The organism is Spirillospora sp. CA-294931 (assembly GCF_050946795.1).
Classification (GTDB): Bacteria; Actinomycetota; Actinomycetes; order Streptosporangiales; family Streptosporangiaceae; genus Spirillospora.
Window position 1 is genome coordinate 2,594,764 of record NZ_CP192006.1, and the last position, 20,909, is coordinate 2,615,672.

1 protein-coding gene is annotated in these 20,909 nt (G+C 71.0%); it reads right to left on the reverse strand.

Going from position 1 to position 20,909, the window contains the following annotated elements; genetic code table 11:
• Positions 1–62: 62 nt before the first annotated feature.
• A complete protein-coding gene (locus tag ACQPY4_RS11675; protein WP_433335407.1) occupies positions 63–20,663 on the reverse strand; it encodes an SDR family NAD(P)-dependent oxidoreductase in 20,601 nt (6,866 codons plus the stop codon).
• Between the last annotated feature and the right edge of the window lie 246 nt (positions 20,664–20,909).

Below are 20,909 nucleotides of genomic sequence, written 5' to 3' on the forward strand. Positions count from 1 at the left end.
ACCCCAGACGACGATCGGGGCCGTCCCCCTCCAGGGACGGCCCCGATCCTCGTTCCCGACGACTACAGCTCGTTGTCGAGGATGTCGAACAGCTCGTCCGCCGTGGCCGCCGCCAGATCCCCGCCGTCGGCGCCCACCGGCACCGGCCGGTGCGCCTGCGCCCAGCCCGCCGCCAGCACCCGCAGCCGCTCGGCGATCCTGGCGTAACCGGCCTCGTCCGTCCGGACGGCCGTGAGCGCGGTGTCGAGCCTGCTCAGCTCCGCGTCCAGCGCGCGCAGGTCGGCGTCCTCGTCGACCAGCTCCGCACGCAGATGACCGGCGACCGCCACGGCGTTGGGGTAGTCGTAGATCAGCGTCGCCGCCAGCCGCACCCCGGTCACCACCCCGAGCCGGTTGCGCAGCTCCAGCGCCGCGAGCGAGTCCATTCCCAGCTCCAGGAAGCCCCGCTCGGGATCCACGTCCCGCGCCCCCGAGTGCCCGAGCACCGCGGCGACTGTGGTCCGCACCAGCTCCAGCAGCACCCGCCCGGCCTCGGCGGTCCCCAGCCCCGCCAGCCGCTCGGCCAGCGGCCGCTCCTCCGGTGCCCCGGCCGCCGCCCGAGGCAGCGACCGCGCCGCCGAGGGAACCAACCCGCGCAGCAGCGGCGGCAACGCGTCGGGACGCTCCGCGAGCGCCCGGCGGTCCAGCCGCACCGGCACCGGCACGCCCTCACCGGACGCCAGCGCCCGGTCGAACAGGGCCAGGCCCTGGTCCGCCGACAGCTCCAGGACCCCGAGCCGGCCGATGCGCCCGGCGTCGACCCCCGGGTTCTCCGCCGCCGACCCCGCCCACAACCCCCACGCCACCGACGTCGCCGCGAGCCCCTCGGCCCGGCGGTGCTCCGCCAGCGCGTCCAGGAACACGTTCGCCGCCGCGTAGTCGGCCTGCCCCGCGGCGAGGAACAGCCCGCCGACGGACGAGAACATCACGAACGCGGACAGGTCCAGGTCGCGGGTCAGCTCATGCAGATGCCACGCCGCGTCCACCTTGGGCCGCAGCACCCGGTCGACGTCCCCCGGCGCCAGCGCGCCGACGACCCCGCCGGACATGGCCCCGGCGGCGTGCACCACCCCGGTCAGCGGACGCTCCCGCGGGACCTCCGCGATGAGGCCGGCCATCGCAGCCCGATCGGTCACGTCCGCCGCGACGACCCGGACATCCGCGCCGAGCCCCGACAGCGCCGCGACCAGCTCGGCCGCCCCGGGCGCGTCCGGCCCGCGCCTGCTCACCAGCAGCAGATGCCGGACGCCGTGCGCCTCCACCAGCCGCCGCGCGACCAGACCGCCCAGCAGCCCGGTCCCACCGGTGATCAGCACCGTCCCGGCACCGTCCCACGGCGGCGCGGCGTCCCGGCCCGGCAACGCGCCGAGCCTGGGCACCAGCACCTGACCGGACCGCACGGCGACCTCGGGCTCACCCGACGCCACCGCGACCGCCGGGACGACCCCGTCGTCGACGTCGACCACGGCGAACCGTCCCGGATTCTCCGCCTCCGCCGCCCGGACGACACCCCAGACGGCCGCCTGAACCGGATCGGCCCCGCCGTCCGACGGCCCGGTCCGCACCGCCCCGCGAGTCACCAGCACCAGCCGGGCCGCACCGAACCGCTCCTCGGCCAGCCAGGCCTGGACCGCGCCGAGCGCCCAATGCACCGCCGCGTGCGCCCGCGTGGGCACATCGGCGTCCTCGCCTCCGGGGCAGTGCATGACGACCGTCTCCGGGAGCCGCACCGCGCCCGCCCCGACCGCGCCCGCGAGCGCCGCCAGGTCGGCATGATCGGCCCCCGGACCCACCGTGACGGACTCCTGCTCCGCCCCGGACGCCACCACGGGACGGACCCACTCGATCCGGTACAGGTCGCCGCCCCCGTCCGCCAGGGCACCGAGCTGCTCGGCCGACACCGGCCGCAACACCAGCGAGCCGACCGACGCCACCGGCGCGCCCGCCAGGTCCGTGATGGTCAGCGCGACCGCGTCCCGCCCCGCACTCGACATCTGCACCCGCACAGCCGACGCGCCCGCCGCGTGCAGCGCCACCTCGCTCCACAAGAACGGGACCTGGGTGTCACGCTCGGTGTCCTCCGGCCCCTCCTCGGTCAGGTAGTCGGTGACGTGCAGCACGGCGTCCAACAGCGCGGGATGCAGACCGAACCCGCCCGCGTCCGCCCCATCGGGAAGCACGACCTCGGCGTACACATCGCCGCCATGACGCCACACGGCCCGGACACCCCGGAAGCAGGGCCCGTACCCGTAGCCCTGCGCGGCCAGATGGTCGTAGAGCCGCGCCGAATCGGCGCGCACGGCCCCCTCCGGCGGCCACACGCCCGCGCCCGGGCTCGCGGCCTCGGCGGGCGCCCCCGACGCCAGGGCGCCCTTGGCGTGCAGCGTCCAGGGCTGGTCCGGCCCGATGTCCGGCCGCGAGTGGATCTCGACGGTGCGGTGACCGTCGTCGGCGGCGTGAAGCGTGAGCTGGATGGCGGTGCCCTGGTGGGCGTCGAGAGTGAGGGGGTGGTGAAGGGTCAGCTCATTGAGGGTGGGATGGCCCGTCTGCCGCCCGGCGTGCAGGGCGAGCTCGATGAAAGCGGTACCGGGGAGCAGGGTGGTGCCGTGGACACTGTGGTCGGCGAGCCAGGGGTGAGTGTTGAGGGAGAGCCGTCCGGTCATGACCAGACCGTCGCTGCCGGGAAGGGGCACCATGGCGGCGAGTAGGGGGTGGTCGGCAGTTAGCTGGCCCGCTGCGGCCGCATCGGTCCCACCGGCCGAGTCGATCCAGTACCGCTGTCGTTGGAAGGGGTAGGTGGGCAGGTCGACTCGTTGCGCGCCGGTGAAGAGTGCGGCCCAGTCGATGTCCACGCCGCGCGTGTGGAGTTCGCCGAGTGCGGTGAGGAGTTGGCGGGGTTCGTCGTGGTTGCGGCGTTGGGTGGCGATGAAGTCGGTGTGGGTGGTGGCGGTGAGGGCGGCGTCGGGTCCGACTTCCAGGAAGGTGGTGACGCCTTGGTCGAGGAGGGTTTGGACGGTGTCGTGGTAGCGGACGGTGTCGCGGACGTGCCGTACCCAGTACTCGGGTGTGCACCACTCTTCAGGGACCGGGATGGCCGGGTGTTCGTAGGTCAGCTCGGCTGCGACCTGCTCGAATTCGGCCAGCATCGGGTCCATGAGGGCTGAGTGGAAGGCGTGGGAGACATGGAGGCGTTTGGTGCCGTTGAAGGACGCGGCGACCTTCAAGACCGCGTCTTTCTCGCCGGAGATGACGATGGCTTCGGGTCCGTTGATGGCGGCGATCTCAACGCCGTCGATGAGGTGGGCGCGGACTTGGTCTTCGGTGGCGCGGATCGCGACCATCGCCCCACCCGGCGGTAGTGCTTGCATGAGTTGTCCGCGCGCTGCCACTACCCGGGCGGCGTCCGGTAGTGACCACACGCCTGCGACGTGTGCGGCGGCCAGTTCACCGATGGAGTGTCCGGCGAGGTGGTCGGGGCGTACGCCCCACGATTCCAGTAGCCGGTACAGCGCTACTTCGATGGCGAACAGGGCGGGTTGGGCCCATCCGGTCTGTGCGAGCCGGTCGGGGCCGTCCCACATCACCTCGCGCAGCGACGCATCGAAGTGCGCCAGCACCTCATCAAGGGACTGGGCGAAGACCGGGAACGCCTCGTACAACTCGCGGCCCATGCCGACGCGTTGGCTGCCTTGACCCGAGAACACCACCGCAAGCCGGCCCGTAACCGGGGTGCTGCTGGTGATGTCGTTGAGCGCGGCCAATAGCTCGTCTCGGTCCGCGCCGACGATGACGGCGCGGTGTTCGTGGTGGGCGCGGGTGGTGGCCAGGGAGAAGCCGACATCGGCGGGGTTGAGGCCGGTGGTGTGTGCGGCGAGCTGCTGTGCTTGGGCCTGCAACGCGGTCTCGGTTTTGGCGGAGAGGACCCACGGCACCATGGGCAGTTCCGGGCTCGGTTCGGGTGTCGCTTGTGGTGCTTGTTCGAGGATGACGTGGGCGTTGGTGCCGCTGATCCCGAAGGAGGAGATGCCCGCGCGCCGGGGGTGGCCGTTGGTCTCCCAGGGCTGGGGCTCAGTCAGGAGTTGGACGGCTCCGGCCGACCAGTCCACATGCGGGCTCGGCTCGTCCGCGTGCAGCGTCCTGGGTAGCGTCCCTTCGCGCATCGCCATGACCATCTTGATCACGCCCGCCACACCAGCGGCGGCCTGGGTGTGGCCGATGTTGGATTTCAGTGATCCGAGCCAGAGCGGGCGGTCGTTGGGTCTGTTTTGGCCGTAGGTGGCGATGAGTGCTTGTGCTTCGATCGGGTCGCCCAGCTTTGTGCCGGTGCCGTGCGCTTCCACTACGTCCACGTCAGAGGCGTTCAATCCCGCTGTTGCCAGGGCGCGTTCGATGACGCGTTGCTGTGAGGGGCCGTTGGGTGCGGTGAGGCCGTTGGAGGCGCCGTCTTGGTTGACCGCTGTGCTTCGGATGACGGCCAGGATCTGGTGGCCGTTGCGTTGTGCGTCCGAGAGGCGTTCCAGGACCAGGACTCCGGCGCCCTCTCCCCAGCCGGTTCCATCCGCAGAGGCGGCGAAGGATTTACAGCGTCCGTCGGCGGAGAGGCCGCCTTGGCGGGTGAACTCCACGAAGGTGTCCGGCGTCGCCATCACCGTGACCCCACCAGCCAAGGCCAGGGAGCACTCACCCTGCCGGAGAGCCTGCCCGGCCAGTTGGAGCGCGACGAGGGAGGAGGAGCAGGCGGTGTCGACCGAGAGGGCGGGTCCTTCCAGGCCGAGGGTGTAGGACACTCGGCCGGAGACGACGCTGCCCGCGCTGGCACCGGCGGGATAGTCGTGGTACATCACTCCGGCGAAGACGCCGGTTGAGGTGCCGCGCAGTGATCCCGGATCGATTCCGGCGCGTTCGAGCGCTTCCCAGGACGTCTCCAAAAGCAACCGCTGCTGTGGATCCATGACCGCGGCTTCGCGGGGGGAGATGCCGAAGAAACCGGGGTCAAAGTCAGCGGCGTCGTACAGGAAACCGCCGTGAGCGGTGACGCTGTCGCCCGGCGCCAAATCCCAACCCCGATCAGCAGGGAACTCAGCCACCGCGTCCACCCCATCAGCGACCAACCGCCACAACTCCTGCGGCGAGGTCACCCCACCCGGGTAACGACACCCCATCCCCACAATCGCGATCGGCTCATCGACGGCGCTCGTGTGGGAGGGGCCGGTAGCGGTGGAGGGGAGGGCTTGGGCGAGGAGGTGTTGGGCGAGGGCGTGGATGTTGGGGTAGTCGAACACCAGCGTCGCGGGGAGCCGCAGGCCCGTCGCCGCAGCCAGCGCGTTGCGCAACTCAACAGCGGTCAGCGAATCGAACCCCAGATCCTGAAACGCGCGCGTCGCCTCCACTGCGGCGGCCGAGTCGTGACCCAGCACCGCAGCCACCCGACCTCGCACGAGCTCGACCACAACATTCAGCCGCTCGGCCTCGGTCACTCCCTGCAGAGCAGCCTTGAAGGAGGACTCCTCGGGACTGGTCACAGCCTGACGTCGTGGCGACTGTCGCATGTGTCGCCGTAGTGCCTTGGGCTCCAGTTTCACCGGAACCAGCACCGGTTCGTCGGTCCGTCCAGCGGCATCGAGCAGTGCCAGACCTTCAGCGGGCGTCATCGCGACCAGGCCATCGCGCTTCATGCGGGCGCGGTCGGTGTCGTCGAGGTCGGCGGCCATGCCGTCGCTGGCCCAGGGCCCCCATGCCAACGATTGGGCGGGGAGTCCTTGGGTGTGGCGGTGTTGGGCCAAAGCGTCCAGGAAGGAGTTGGCGGCTGCGTAGTTGCCTTGTCCGGGGCCGCCCAGCACTCCGGCGACCGAGGAGAACAACACAAACGCCGACAGGTCGGTGTCGCGGGTCAGTTCGTGCAGGTGCCAGGCCGCATCCGCCTTGGGCGCCAGCACCCGATCCAGCCGTTCGGGGGTGAGGGAGGAGATGACACCGTCGTCCAAGACTCCGGCGGTGTGCACTACGCCGCTCAGGTCCAGGCCGGTGATCACCTCGCGCAGGGCGTCGCGGTCGGACACATCACACGCCACCACCCGCGCGTCCGCGCCCAGCTCCGCTAGCTCGGCGACCAACTGCGTGGCGCCCGCGGCGGCAGGGCCGCTGCGACTCACCAACACCAAACGGCCTACACCGTGCGCACCCGCTAGGTGACGGGCCACCAGCGCACCCAAACCGCCGGTACCACCAGTGATCAGCACGGCACCAGAACCCCACGACGACACCGACTCCGCTGACACATCAGCCACCCGCTCCAAGCGGGGAACCAGCAGTTCACCCTCGCGAATGGTTAGGCGGGGTTCTCCGGTCGCCACGGCCCGCTTGAGCAGGTCGAGCGGAACTTCGGGCTCGTCCAGTTCGACTAGGACAACCCGATCTGGGTTCTCCTCCTGAGCTGCTCGGCACAGTCCCCAGACCGCTGCCCCGGCCAGGTCCGCCGCGCGGACGGTCACCAGTAGATGTGCAGAGTCCGAGTGGAGGGCTTGGAGTGCTTGGTGGGTTGCGGTTCGGACTTGTTGGGGGGTGGTCCCGGGGGCGCTGTGGTGGATGGTGATGCCGTGGGCGAGGGGTGTGGCGGGTGTGGGGATGGGGAGCCAGGTGGTCCGGTAGAGAGGGTTGTTGTTGAGGTGTTGGGCGGTGATGGGTCGGGTGGTGAGGTTGGTGATGGTGGCGATCGGGGCGCCGGTGCTGTCGGTCAGGTGCAGGGTTTCTGGGTTGGGCAGGTGGACGCGCAACGTGGTGGCGCCGGTGGCGTGCAGGTGGACGCCGCTCCAGGAGAACGGAATCGCTAGGTCGTGACCGCTGTGGGGGTGCAGGAAGGCGGTGTGCAGGGCAGCGTCGAGGAGGGCGGGGTGGATTCCGTATCCGGTGACGTCCAGGTCGGGGATGGTGATCTCGGCGAATAGCTCGTCGCCGCGTTGCCACGCCGCCTGTAGTCCTTGGAAGGCTGGGCCGTAGTCCAGTCCCTGGTCTGCCAGCCGCTCATACACGCCGTCCACCGGGATCGCCTCGGCTTGTTCGGGCCATGCCGCGGCGGCGGGTTCGGCGGTGTGCGCGGTGAGGGTCCCGCTGGCATGCAACGTCCAGGACGAGTCGGGTGCCTGCGAGCGGATCTGGACCGTCTCACCGGTCACCGCGACCTGGATGTCGACGCCGTGGTTGGGGTCGATCACCAGTGGAGCGTGCAGCGTCAGTTCCTCGATCGAGGGCAGACCCGACTGCTCACCGGCATGCAAGGCGAGTTCGACCAGGGCAGTGCCGGGCAGCAAGGTGGCGCCGAGAACGTTGTGGTCGGCCAGCCAGGGATGGGTGTCCTGCGACAACCGGCCCGTCATCACCAGGCCATCGCTGCCGGGCAGCGGCACCATGCCGGTGAGCATGGGGTGCTCGGCGGACTGTTGCCCAGTGTGGGCAGCGTTGAGCCAAAACCGCTGATGTTCGAACGCGTAGGTGGGCAGGTCGACGCGTTGCGCGCCGGTGAAGAGTGCGGCCCAGTCGATGGGGACGCCGCGTGTGTGGAGTTGGCCGATGGTGGTGAGGAGTTGGCGGGGTTCGTTGCGGTCGCGGCGCAGGGTGGCGATGAAGTCGGCGTCGGTGGTGGCGGTCAGGGCCGCATCGGGCCCGACCTCCAAGAACGTCCTCACACCTTGGTCAAGCAGGGCTTGGACGTTGTCGTGGTAGCGGACGGTGTCGCGCACATGCCGCACCCAGTACTCGGGCGTGCACCATTCCTCAGGGACGGCCGTGCCTGGCTGCTGGTAGGTCAGTTCGGCTGCGACCTGCTCGAACTCGGCCAGCATGGGGTCCATGAGGGCCGAGTGGAAGGCGTGGGAGACCTGGAGTCGTTTGGTGGTGTCGAAGAATCCGGCGACCTGGACGACGGCGTCTTCAACTCCGGAGATGACGACGGCTTCGGGGCCGTTGATCGCGGTGATCTCGACCCCGTCAACCAGGCGTTCCCGCACCTGGTCTTCGGTGGCGCGGATCGCGACCATCACTCCGCCTGGCGGAAGTGCTTGCATCAGTTGGCCGCGCGCGGCCACCAGCCGGGCCGCGTCTGGAAGCGACCACACGCCTGCCACATGCGCGGCGGCTAGCTCACCGATGGAGTGCCCGGCGAGATGGTCGGGACGCACGCCCCACGATTCGAGAAGCCGGTACAGCGGCACCTCGACCGCGAACAGGGCGGGCTGTGCCCATCCGGTCTGCGCGAGCCGGTCGGGGTCGTGCCACATCACCTCACGCAGCGACGCGTCAAAGTGCGCCAGCACCTCGTCCAAAGCCTGCGCGAAGATCGGGAACGCCTCGTACAGCTCACGGCCCATGCCGACGCGTTGGCTGCCCTGCCCCGAGAACACCACTGCGAGACGTCCAGGAACCGGAGTACTGCTGGAGACGCTGTGCAGCGCGGCCACCAGCTCATCGCGATCGGCGCCCACCACCACGGCGCGGTGGTCGAGGTGGGCGCGGGTGGTGGCCAGGGAGAACCCGACGTCGGCGGGATCGAGGTCGGCGACGTGTGCGGCGAGTTGCTGTGCCTGGGCCTGCAACGCGGCCTCGGTCTTGCCGGAGATCACCCATGGCACGACCGGCAACGAGGAACCGGCGGACTCCACAGCTGTCTCGGGGGCCTCCTCCAAAATCACGTGCGCGTTCGTCCCGCTGATCCCGAACGAGGAGATGCCCGCGCGCCGGGGGTGGCCATTGGCCTCCCAGGGGCGGGCCTCGGTCAGCAACTGGACGGCTCCAGCCGACCAGTCCACGTGCGGGCTCGGCTCGTCCGCATGCAGCGTCTTGGGCAGCGTCCCGGCGCGCATCGCCATGACCATCTTGATCACACCGGCCACACCGGCGGCGGCCTGGGCATGGCCGATGTTCGACTTCAGCGAACCCAGCCAGAGCGGCTGGTCCTCAGAACGGTCCTGACCATAGGTCGCGATCAGCGCCTGGGCCTCGATCGGGTCGCCCAGCGTCGTGCCGGTGCCGTGGGCCTCGACGGCGTCGACGTCCGTGGTCGTGAGTCCGGCGCTGGCCAGAGCGCGTGCGATGACTCGCTGCTGTGAGGGGCCGTTCGGTGCCGTGAGCCCGTTGGACGCGCCGTCCTGGTTGACCGCCGTGCCCCGCACGACCGCCAAAACCTGGTGGCCGTTGCGGCGTGCGTCCGACAGGCGTTCCAGCAGGAGCACGCCCACGCCCTCGGACCAGCCCACGCCGTCGGCCGATGCCGAGAACGATCTGCATCGGCCGTCGGGCGAGATCGCGCGCTGGCGGCTGAACTCCACGAAGACGTCTGTGGCGGACAGGAAAGTCACGCCCCCGGCCAGAGCCAGGTCGCACTCGCCCTGGCGGAGCGCCTGTCCGGCCAGGTGCAAGGCCACCAGCGACGACGAGCAGGCCGTGTCGACGGACATCGCCGGGCCTTCCAGGCCGAGCGCGTAGGCGATCCTGCCGGACACGACGCTGGCGGCGCTGCCGTTTCCGAGGAACCCCGCGACCTCTGCCGGGACGTGGCCCAGGCGGGTGCCGTAGTCGTCGTACATCACTCCGGCGAACACGCCGGTCTGGCTGCCGTGCACGGACGTCGGGGCGATACCGGCGCGTTCGAACGCCTCCCAGGACGCCTCCAGCAGCAGCCGCTGCTGCGGGTCCATCGCCAGGGCCTCGCGCGGCGAGATCCCGAAGAGCCCGGGGTCGAAGAGCGTGCCGTCGTGCAGGAAGCCGCCCTCGCGGGTGTACGACTTGCCTTCCGTACCGGGTTCGGGGGCGTAGACCTCGTCGACGTTCCAGCCTCGGTCGGTGGGGAAGCCGGAAATGGCGTCCGTCTCCGTCAGCAGCAGCCGCCACAGGTCTTCCGGTGATCGGACTCCGCCGGGATACCGGCAGCTCATCCCGACGATCGCGATCGGCTCGTCCGACACCACGGTGACGGCGGGTGCCTGGGCGGCCGGTGCGGGGCGGACGCCGGTGAGAAGGGTGTCGAGGAAGTCGGCGACGGCGACGCAGTTCGGGTGGTCGAAGACAAGCGTGGCGGGCAGGGACAGGCCGGTGGTGGCGCGCAGCGCGTTTCGGAGCTCTACGGAGGCCAGCGAGTCGAAGCCCAGCTCGTTGAAGGCGCGGGTGGCGTCCACCGCCTCGGCGCCCTCGTGACCGAGAACCGCCGCGACATGCGTCCGCACGAGCTGGAGCAGGGTCCGTTCGCGGTCTGCGGCCGACAGCCCGGCCAGCTGTTCCGCCAGCGCCCCGCCGGTGCCGCGAGCCGACCTGGCGGCGGTGCGCCGGACGGGGCCGCGCGCAATATCGCGCAGAAGCGCCGGTACCTCGTCGGTGCGGGCGCGCAGGGCGGCGGCGTCCACCCGGATCGGCACCAGCAGTGCTTCGCCGGTGCCCTGGGCGAGATCGAGGAGGGCGAGGCCGTCGGCGGTTTCCAAGGCGGGGAGGCCCAGGCGGCTCATGCGGCGCAGATCGGCCTCGCCCAGTTCTCCGCCCAGCCCCGTGTTCTCGGCCCACAAGCCCCAGGCGAGGGAGGTCGCGGGAAGCCCTTCGGCGTGGCGGCGCTGGGCCAGGGCGTCCAGGAACACGTTCGCGGCGGCGTAGTTGGCCTGTCCAGCCGCCAGCACCAGTCCGCCCGCGGATGAGAACAGCACGAACGCCGACAGGTCCAGCTCGCGGGTCAGCTCATGCAGATGCCAGGCGGCGTCGACCTTGGGACGCAGGACCCGGTCGGTCTGCTCGGGAGTGAGCGTCTGCACCAGACCGCTGTCCGCCACCCCGGCCGCGTGGACGACCGCGGACAGCGGACGATCCGCGGGGATGTCGGCCAGCAGCCGTGCCAGCGCCGCACGGTCGGCGACGTCGCAGGCCGCCACCGTGACCGCCGCGCCCAGCTCGGTCAGTTCCGTCCGCAGCCGCGCGGCGTCGGGGGCGTCCGGGCCACGGCGGCTGGTGAGCAGCAGGTGGCGCACGCCGTGCCGCGCGACCAGGTGCCGTGCCACCAGGCCGCCCAGACCGCCCGTACCTCCCGTGATCAGTACCGTGCCCTCGGTGGGCCACGGAGCGTCGCCGTGGGCCGTCGCCGGTGCCCGGACCAGCCTCGGCACGAAGGCCCGGCCCCCGCGCACCGCCACCTCGGGCTCGCCCGAGGCCAGCGCCGGGACGACGGATTCGCCGTCGGACAGATCGCACAGGGCGAAGCGTCCCGGGTTCTCCTCCGCCGCCGCGCGCACCAGTCCCCACACCGCGGACTGCGTCAGGTCGGCGACATCCTCGTCCGGGCCGACCGCCACCGCGCCTCGCGTCACGACGACCAGCGTGGTCTCGGTGAGCCCGTCACCGGCCAGCCACTCGCTCAGCAGCCCAAGGGTCTGGTGGGTGGTCGTCCGGGTCTGTTCCGGGACGTCGATCTCCGGTCGAGCCTCGGGGATCTCGTACACGACCAGGTCAGGTGCGAGGGCACCCGAAGCGATCTCCGCAGTGAGCGCGGCGACGTCGGGATACGCCGCCGTCATACCGTCCAAGCGAAGATCCTCGGTCCCGAGGACGGCCCACCGGCCGGGCGCCGCGGACGGGACGGTCAACGGGTTCCACTGGATCTGGTGGAGCGAGTCCTGGAGCCGGTGGCCCGGCTGGACGAGCTGCCGCGCACTGACCGGCCGCGACACCAGAGTCTGGACCGACGCGACCGGCAAGCCCTCACCATCGGCGACCTTCAGCTCCGAGACCTCCGCGCCGTCGACACGCGAGATCCACATGCGCAGCTCGGTCGCGCCCGCCGCGTACAGCGACACACCGTTCCAGGCGAACGGCAGCAGCGTGGAGTCGTCCCCCTCCTCAAGGAGATCGGCATGCATGGCCGCGTCCAACAGCGCGGGATGCACCCCGAACGCGGAGCCGTCACCGGCCTCGTCCGGCAGCACGACCTCGGCGAAGATCTCGTCGCCGCGCTGCCACGCCGCTCGCAGACCCTGGAACGCGGGACCGTAGTCGTAACCCCGCTCGTCGAGCCGTTCGTACGCGCCCGCCACGTCCAGCGCGACCGCTCCGGCCGGCGGCCAGACGGTCAGGTCGAACGAGGGCTCGGCCTGCGAGCGGGAAAGGACGCCGGTGGCATGCATCGTCCAGGGCAGGTCCTGAGCATGATCGGGACGAGAGTGGATCTCGACAGTGCGCTGGCCGTCGTCCTGTGACGCGGTGACGGTGACCTGGATCGCGGTGTGGTGCTGTGGCGCGAGGGTCAGCGGGTTGTGGAGCACAAGCTCGTCGATCGTGGGGCAGCCGACCTGCTGACCGGCGTGCAATGCCAGCTCGGCCAGGGCCGTCCCGGGCACCAGGGTGGTGCCCATGACGGCGTGGTCGGCCAGCCAGGGGTGGGTGTCGAGCGAGAGTCGTCCGGTCATGACCAGACCGTCGCTGCCCGGGAGGCGCACCATGGCGGCGAGCATCGGATGCTCGGCGGACTGCTGGCCCGCAGCGGTCACATCAGTGGCGGCGTGAACGGCGTTGAGCCAGAACCGTCGATGTTCGAACGCGTAGGTGGGCAGGTCGACGCGCCGTGCGCCGGTGAAGAGTGCGGCCCAGTCGATGGGGACGCCGCGTGTGTGGAGTTGGCCGATGGTGGTGAGGAGTTGGTGGGGTTCGTTGCGGTCGCGGCGCAGGGTGGCGATGAAGTCGGCGTCGGTGGTGGCGGTCAGGGCCGCGTCGGGCCCGACTTCCAGGAAGGTTGTCGCGCCTTGGTCGAGCAAGGTTTGGATGGTGTCGTGGTACCGGACGGTGTCGCGCACGTGCCGCACCCAGTACTCAGGTGTGCACCATTCTTCCGGAACGGCCATGCTTGGCTGCTCGTAGGTCAGGTCGGCTGTGACCTGCTCGAACTCGCCCAACATCGGGTCCATCAGGGCTGAGTGGAAGGCGTGGGAGACCTGGAGTCGCTTGGTGGTGTCAAAGAACCCGGCGACCTGGACGACGGCGTCTTCAACTCCGGAGATGACGACCGCTTCGGGTCCGTTGATCGCGGCGATCTCCACCCCGTCAACCAGGCGTTCCCGTACTTGGTCTTCGGTGGCGCGGATCGCGACCATCGCCCCGCCTGGCGGAAGTGCTTGCATGAGTTGGCCGCGCGCGGCCACCAGCCGGGCCGCGTCCGCTAGTGACCACACGCCTGCGACGTGCGCGGCGGCTAGTTCGCCGATGGAGTGTCCCGCCACATAGTCGGGGGACACGCCCCACGATTCCAGCAGTCGGAACAGCGCCACCTCGACTGCGAACAGGGCGGGCTGTGCCCAACCGGTCTGTGCGAGCCGGTCGCGGCCGTCCCACATCACCTCACGCAACGACGCATCGAAATGCGGGAGCACCTCATCCAGAGCCGCCGCGAACGCCGGGAACGCCTCGTACAGCTCCCGCCCCATACCGGCGCGTTGGCTGCCCTGACCTGAGAACACCACGGCCAGACGACCCGCAACCGGCGTGCTACTGGTGACGTCGTTCAGCGCTGCCACCAGTTCATCGCGGTCGGCACCCACCACCACGGCGCGGTGTTCGAGCTGCGCGCGAGTCGTAGCCAGCGAGAACCCCACGTCAGCCAGATCGAGATCATGCTCGGTGACGTGCGCGGCCAGCCGCTCGGCCTGGCTCCGCAACGCGGCCTCGGTCTTGGCGGAGATCACCCACGGCACCACCGGCAACGACGACCCGGCAGCCTCCACGCCCGCCTGGGGAGCCTCCTCCAGAATCACGTGCGCGTTCGTCCCGCTGATCCCGAACGACGACACACCCGCACGCCGAGGATGGCCGTTGGCCTCCCACGGTTGGGCCTCGGTCAGCAACTGGACGGCTCCAGCCGACCAATCCACATGTGGGCTCGGCTCGTCCGCATGCAGGGTCCGGGGGAGCGTCCCCGCGCGCATCGCCATGACCATCTTGATCACGCCCGCCACACCGGACGCGGCCTGCGTGTGACCGATGTTCGACTTCAACGAACCCAGCCACAACGGACGGTCCTCAGAACGACCCTGCCCGTAGGTGGCGATCAGCGCCTGGGCCTCGATGGGATCGCCCAGCGTCGTGCCGGTGCCGTGCGCCTCGACCACGTCCACGTTGGACGTGCCCAGTCCCGCCGTGGCCAGCGCACGCTCGATCACGCGCTGCTGGGACGGCCCGTTCGGCGCGGTCAGCCCGTTGGACGCGCCGTCCTGGTTGACCGCCGACCCCCGCACGACGGCGAGCACGCGGTGTCCGTTGCGGCGCGCGTCCGACAGCCGCTCCAGCAGGACCATGCCCACGCCCTCGGACCAGCCCACGCCATCGGCCGACGCCGAGAACGACTTGCACCGGCCGTCCGGTGCCAGGCCCCGTTGCAGGTTGAAGTCCACGAAGGTGTCGGGCGTGGACATGACCGTGACCCCGCCTGCCAATGCCAGCGAGCAGTCGTCGCGGCGCAGTGCCTGGATGGCCCAGTGCAGGGACACCAGGGACGAGGAACACGCCGTGTCCACGGTGACGGCGGGACCCTCCAGCCCCAGGGCGTAGGCGACCCGGCCGGACACGACGCTGGCCAGTGCGCCGGTGCCGAGGTATCCGGCGACGTCCGGGGGGACGTGACCGGCGAGGCGCGTGCCCCAGTCGTGGTACATGACCCCGGCGAACACGCCGGTCTGTGAGCCCCACACCGCGAGGGGGTCGATGCCCGCGCGTTCGAGCGCCTCCCAGGACGCCTCCAGCAGCAGCCGCTGCTGCGGGTCCATCGCCAGGGCCTCGCGCGGCGAGATCCCGAAGAGTCCTGGATCGAAGTCGGCCGCCTCGTACAGGAAGCCGCCCTCGCGGGTCGCGCTCTTGCCGGGTGTCCCGGCCTCCGGGTCGTAGAGGCCGTCGAGGTCCCAGCCCCGGTCGGCGGGGAAGTCCGCGATGCCGTCGCCGCCCTCGGCCACGAGCCGCCACAGCTCCTCCGGGGAGGTCACCGCACCCGGATAGCGGCAGCTCATGCCGATGATGGCGATCGGTTCGTCGTCGGCCACCTCGGTCACGGGCAGTGCCGTGGTCGCGGACACCGTGGTGCCCAGCAGCTTGGTGCGGATGTGCCGGGCGAGCGCGCGCGGCGTCGGGTGGTCGAAGACCAGCGTCGCCGACAGCCGCAGGCCGGTCGCGGTGTTCAGCAGGTTGCGCAGTTCGATCGCCGCGAGCGAGTCGAATCCGATCTCGTTGAACGCGCGGTCGGACTCGATCGCCTTGGGGTCCTCGTGGCCGAGGACGGCGGCGACGCGCGCGCCGACCAGGTCGAGGACGGTCTGGTCGCGCTCGGCTTCGGGCAGTGCGGCGAGGCGGTGGGCGAGTTCGGTCCCGTGTCCGGTCGTGTCGCCCGGATCGGCGGCGCGGCGGCGGGGTGCGGGCACCAGCCCGCGCAGCAGGGCCGGGACGCCGTCGGCGCGGGCGCGCAACGCCACCGGGTCGACGCGCAGCGGCAGCACCACGGGACGGGGAGTCACCAGCGCGCGGTCCAGCAGGGCCAGGTTCTCGGTGACGGAGAGGGCGGCCAGCCCCTGCCGTCCGATCCGCTGCAGATCCAGGGTGCCCAGGCGGTCGCCCATTCCGCCGCCGCCGGTCCACAGTCCCCACACCAGCGACCGGGCGGTGAGGCCGTGCGCGTGCCGGTACTGCGCGAGCGCGTCCAGGAAGGTGTTGGCGGCGGCGTATCCGCCCTGGCCCGGCGCGTCCATGAGCCCTGCCGAGGAGGAGAACAGCACGAACGCCGACAGGTCGACGTCGCGGGTGAGCTCGTGCAGGTGCCACGCCGCGTCCGCCTTGGGACGCAGCACGGCGTCCAGCCGTTCGGGGGTCAGAGCGCTGATGACGCCGTCGTCCAGCACGGCCGCCGTGTGCACCAAGGCCCGCAGCGGCCGGTCGTCCGGGATCTCGCCGAGGAGTTCGGCGAGGGCGTCGCGGTCGGCCACGTCGCAGGACGCCACGCGCACCTCCGCGCCCAGCGCGGTCAGCGCGGCCGCCAGTTCGGACGCGCCTTCGGCGTCCGGGCCGCGCCGGCTGGCCAGCAGCAGGTGCCGGACGCCGTGCTCGGTGACCAGGTGGCGCGCGACCAGGGCGCCCAGCCCACCGGTCCCGCCGGTCACCAGGACGGTCCCGGCCGGGTCCCACGGCTGCCGCTCGGCGGGCTCGGCGTCGATCCGCGTCATCCGCGGAATCCACAGCCTGCCGTCCCGCAGTGCCAGCTCGGTCTCGCCCGACGCGAGCGCCCGCGGCAGCCAGCCGTCGGCCGGGCCGGAGGTGTCGGCGTCCACCAGGACGATCCGGCCGGGGTGCTCGGCCTGCGCCGACCGGGCCAGGCCCCAGAGCGCGGCACCGGCCAGGTCCGTGGCCTCCGTGTCGCTGACCGCCATGGCGCCCCGTGTCACCAGCGCCAGCCGCGACGTGGTGGAGCGGTCGTCGTCCAGCCAGGTCCGCAGGACGTCCAAGAGCCGGTGGGTGGCCGCCCGGACGCGGTCCGGCACCGTCAGCGGGTCGCCGTCCGGAGTCGCGCAGTCCACCAGGACGACATCCGCCGCGACGTTAGGCGCGGTGAACGCCTCGGAGAGATCCACCACGGCGGTCTGACCGACCGGGTCGGCGGCCGTGGAGGCGAGGGGCCGCCACTCGATCTGGTGCAGGGGCAGGGAATCCGTGCTCGTGGACGCGCTGAGCTGCTCGGCCGAGACCGGCCGCAGGGCCAGCGACTCCACGGACGCGACCGGGGCGCCGAGCGAGTCGAAGATCTCCAGGGACACGTTCTCCGCGTCCGCCGGGGAGATCCGGACGCGCACCGACGTCGCCCCCGTCGCGTGCAGGGACACGCCCGACCAGGCGAAGGGGACGAGCGTCTCGGTGCCCGCCTCGAACGCGGGCAGGAAGTCGGCGGTGTGCAGGGCGGCGTCCAGGAGCGCCGGGTGCAGCCCGAACGCCGAGGCCCCGGCCGAGTCGGGCAGCGCGACCTCGGCGAGGACACTCCCCTCGTGGAGCCAGGCCGCCCGCACCGCCTGGAACGTCGAGCCGTATTCGTACCCCTGGGCGGTCAGGTTCTCGTAGAGGTCGGCGATGTCGATCCGCTCTGCCCGCTGCGGCGGCCAGGGTGCCGCCGGTGCCGCCGGGGGTTGTTCGTCGGCGGTCAGGACGCCGGTGGCATGCCGGGTCCAGGCAGTATCGTGCGGCGCGTCGTCGGGCCGCGAATGCACCTCGACCGAGCGTCGTCCCTCGTCATCGGGGCCGCCGACCAGCACCTGCAAGGCCACGCCGCCGTTCTCGGGCACCATCAGCGGTGCCTCGATGGTGAGCTCCTCGATCACCGGGCAGCCGGTGCGCTCGGCGGCGTGCAGCGCGAGCTCCACGAACGCGGTCCCGGGCAGGGGGACCGTGCCGAGGATCCGGTGGTCGGTCAACCACGGCTGGAGTCGCGGTGACAGCCGTCCGGTGAGCACCAGCCCGCCCGAGCCGGGCAGCGGCACGGCGGCGCTCAGCAGCGGATGCTCGGTCGCCTGCTGTCCCAGCCCGGTCACGTCCCCGGCCTTGCCGGGAACGTCGAGCCAGTAGTGCTTGCGCTCGAACGCGTACGTGGGCAGGTCGACCCGTTTGGCGTCGTGCCCGGCGAACAACGCCGGCCAGTCCAGGCGGATCCCGCGCACATGCGCCTGGGCGACGGCGGACATCAGCTCGGGCTGTTCCGGACGGTCGCGCCGCAGCGTCGGGATCGCGGCGGTGCCGGTGTCGGCGGGCAGGCACCCGCGCGCCATGGCCGACAGGACGCCGTCGGGGCCGATCTCCAGGAGTGTGGTGACGTTCTCGGCTCGCAAGGTCTGGACGGTGTCGTCGAAACGGACCGTCGCGCGGACGTGCCGCACCCAGTAACCGGGGCTGCGGATCTCCTCGTCGGTCACCCTTTTGCCGGTGATGTTGGAGACCAGCGGGATGGCGGGGGAGTCGTACGTCAGCACCTGCGCGATGCGTTCGAACTCGGTGAGCATCGGTTCCATCAGCGCCGAGTGGAACGCGTGGGAGACCCGGAGCCGGGTGGTCGTGGCGAAGTTCGCGGCGATGTCCCGCACCGCGGCCTCGGGGCCGGAGATGACGGTGCTCTCGGGACCGTTGACGGCCGCGATGTCCACCTCACCGGTCAGGACGGCGCGGACCTCGTGCTCGGGAGCGTTGATGGCGGCCATGGCCCCGCCTCCGGGGAGGGCCTGCATCAGCCGTCCACGGGCGGCGACCAGCGCGGCGGCGTCCTCCAGCGACAGGATGCCCGCGGCATGCGCGGCCGACAACTCGCCCAGCGAGTGCCCGGCGACGAAATCGGGGGACAGCCCCCAGGACTCCAGCAGCCGCCACAACGCGGTGTGGAATGCGAACAGCGCGGCTTGGGCGTAGTCGGTCCGATCCAGCAAGGCCGTCGCTTCGGGGCTCGGATCGGCCCACATGACTTCGCGCAACGGCTGGTCCAACTGGAGGTCCAGATAGCCGATGGCCTCGTCCAGGGCCTGCGCGAAGGTCGGGAACGCCTCAAACAGTTCGCGGCCCATGCCCAGGCGCTGGGTGCCTTGGCCGGAGAACAGGACGGTGAGTTTGCCGGTGGTCGTGGTGCCCTGCGTGATGCCCGGATGAGCAACCTGACCGATCAGGTTGTCCAACCCCTGCTCCAGCACGGCGGGTGTGTCGGCCAGAATCACGGCGCGGTGCGGCAACGCCGCCCGCGTCGTCGCCAACGAATACGCCACATCCACCAGGCGCGTGTCAGCGGTCAGGACGGCTTTGAGGCGTTCAGCTTGGGCGGCCAGCGCGGTCTCGGTCTTGGCCGACAACACCACCGGCACCACCCCACCAGGCGGCGCAGGGGCACGCTCGGCGTCCGGCACGGTCACCGGGGCAGGGGGCTCTTCGATGATGACGTGAGCGTTGGTCCCACTCACCCCAAACGACGACACCCCCGCCCGCCGCACACCCGTACCGGCCTCCCACGGCCGTGATTCGGTCAACAACCGCACCGAACCCGCCGACCAATCCACATGCCGCGACGGCACCTCAGCATGCAACGACCGAGGCAAAACACCCCGCTGAAGCGCCATCACCATCTTGATCACACCCGCCACCCCCGCAGCGGCCTGCACATGACCAATATTCGACTTCAACGACCCCAACCACAACGGACGACCCTCCACCCGCCCCTTCCCATACGTCGCGATCAACGCCTGAGCCTCAATCGGATCACCCAAACTCGTCCCCGTACCGTGACCCTCCACCACATCCACATCACCAGGACCCAACCCCGCATCCACCAACGCCCGCAAAACCACCCGCTGCTGCGACGGACCATTCGGCGCCGTCAACCCATTCGACGCACCGTCCTGATTCACCGCCGAACCAACCACCACCCCCAACACCCGACGACCCGCACGCACCGCATCCGACAACCGCTCCAACACCAACAAACCAACACCCTCACCCCACCCCGTCCCATCAGCCCCATCACCAAACGCCTTACACCGACCATCCACCGCCAACCCACGCTGACGAGCAAAGGCGGTGAACACTCCGGGGTTGCCCATCACGGCGACGCCGCCCGCCAGGGCGAGGGTGCAGTCGCCTCGGCGCAGGGCCTGGGCGGCCAGGTGGAGCGCCACCAGGGAGCCGGAGCAGGCGGTGTCGACGGTCATCGTGGGTCCTTCGACCCCGAGCACGTAGGCGGTGCGGCCGGACACCACGCTGGGGGAGTTGCCCGTCAGCAGGTACCCGTCGAGGCCGTCCGGCGCCTCGTGCAGCCGGACGCCGTAGTCCTGGGGTTCGGCTCCGATGTACACGCCGGCCTGGGTGCCCTTCAGGGACAGCGGGTCGATGCCGCCGTGTTCGAGCGCCTCCCAGGCGACCTCCAGCACCAGCCGCTGCTGCGGGTCCATCGCCAGCGCCTCACGTGGCGAGACGCCGAAGAAGCCGGCGTCGAAGTATCCGGCGTCGTCCAGGAAACCGGCCTCGCGGACGTAGGTCTTGCCGGGCTTGCCGGGGTCCGGGTCGTAGAGCCCTTCGACGTCCCAGCCGCGGTCGGTGGGGAACGGCGAGATGACGTGGCGTTCGTTCGCGACGAGCTCCCACAGCAGGTCCGGGGAGGTCACGCCGCCGGGGAGGCGGCAGCCGATGCCGACGATCGCGATCGGCTCGTCGTCGGCGGCCTTCTGCGGCGGCGCGGACGCCTCGGCGTGCAGGCCGAGGGCCTCGGCCTGGAGGTACTCGGCCAGGCGGCGGGGCGTCGGGTAGTCGAAGGCGAGCGTGACGGGAAGTTCCAAGCCGGTCGCGCGCACCAGCCTGGCCTGCAGGTCGATGGCGGCGAGCGAGTCGAAGCCCACCTCGCGGAACGGCTGGTCGGCGTCGATGGTGGCCGGCTCGTCGGGCTGCATCGCCCGCAGCGTCGCGGCGACCTCCGCGCAGATCAGGTCGAGCAGCACGCCGCCCTGCTCGGCGGCCGGAAGTCCCGCCAGACGGTCGGCCAGCCTCGCGTGATGAGCGAATCGGTCATCCGCCGCCGCGGCGCCGGTGATTTCAGAATCAAAATCTCTGGACCCGCTCATCGTGTACTCCGATTAGTCTCGTCCGCAGAAAAAAGTGGAGTGCCGAGGGCGTGTGAATTGCAACGCGCCCGCGCCCGGCGCACTCGACACATCGGCCCGATGCTAGTTCAGGCCGGAAGACCGCTCATACCCCTATTAACCCCTACCTGATGACGTCCCCAAGTGTCTCTGACAAGGGCTTCCTTGGTTGCGGGCAAGGGAGCCGCGCGCACCGGGAAAGGGGGGTACTAAGGGTTGTTCCGCCGC

Excerpts from the sequence above, each read along its gene's own strand:
- ACQPY4_RS11675 (WP_433335407.1), bottom strand. The coding sequence starts at position 20,663 with ATGAGCGGGTCCAGAGATTTTGATTCTGAAATCACCGGCGCCGCGGCG.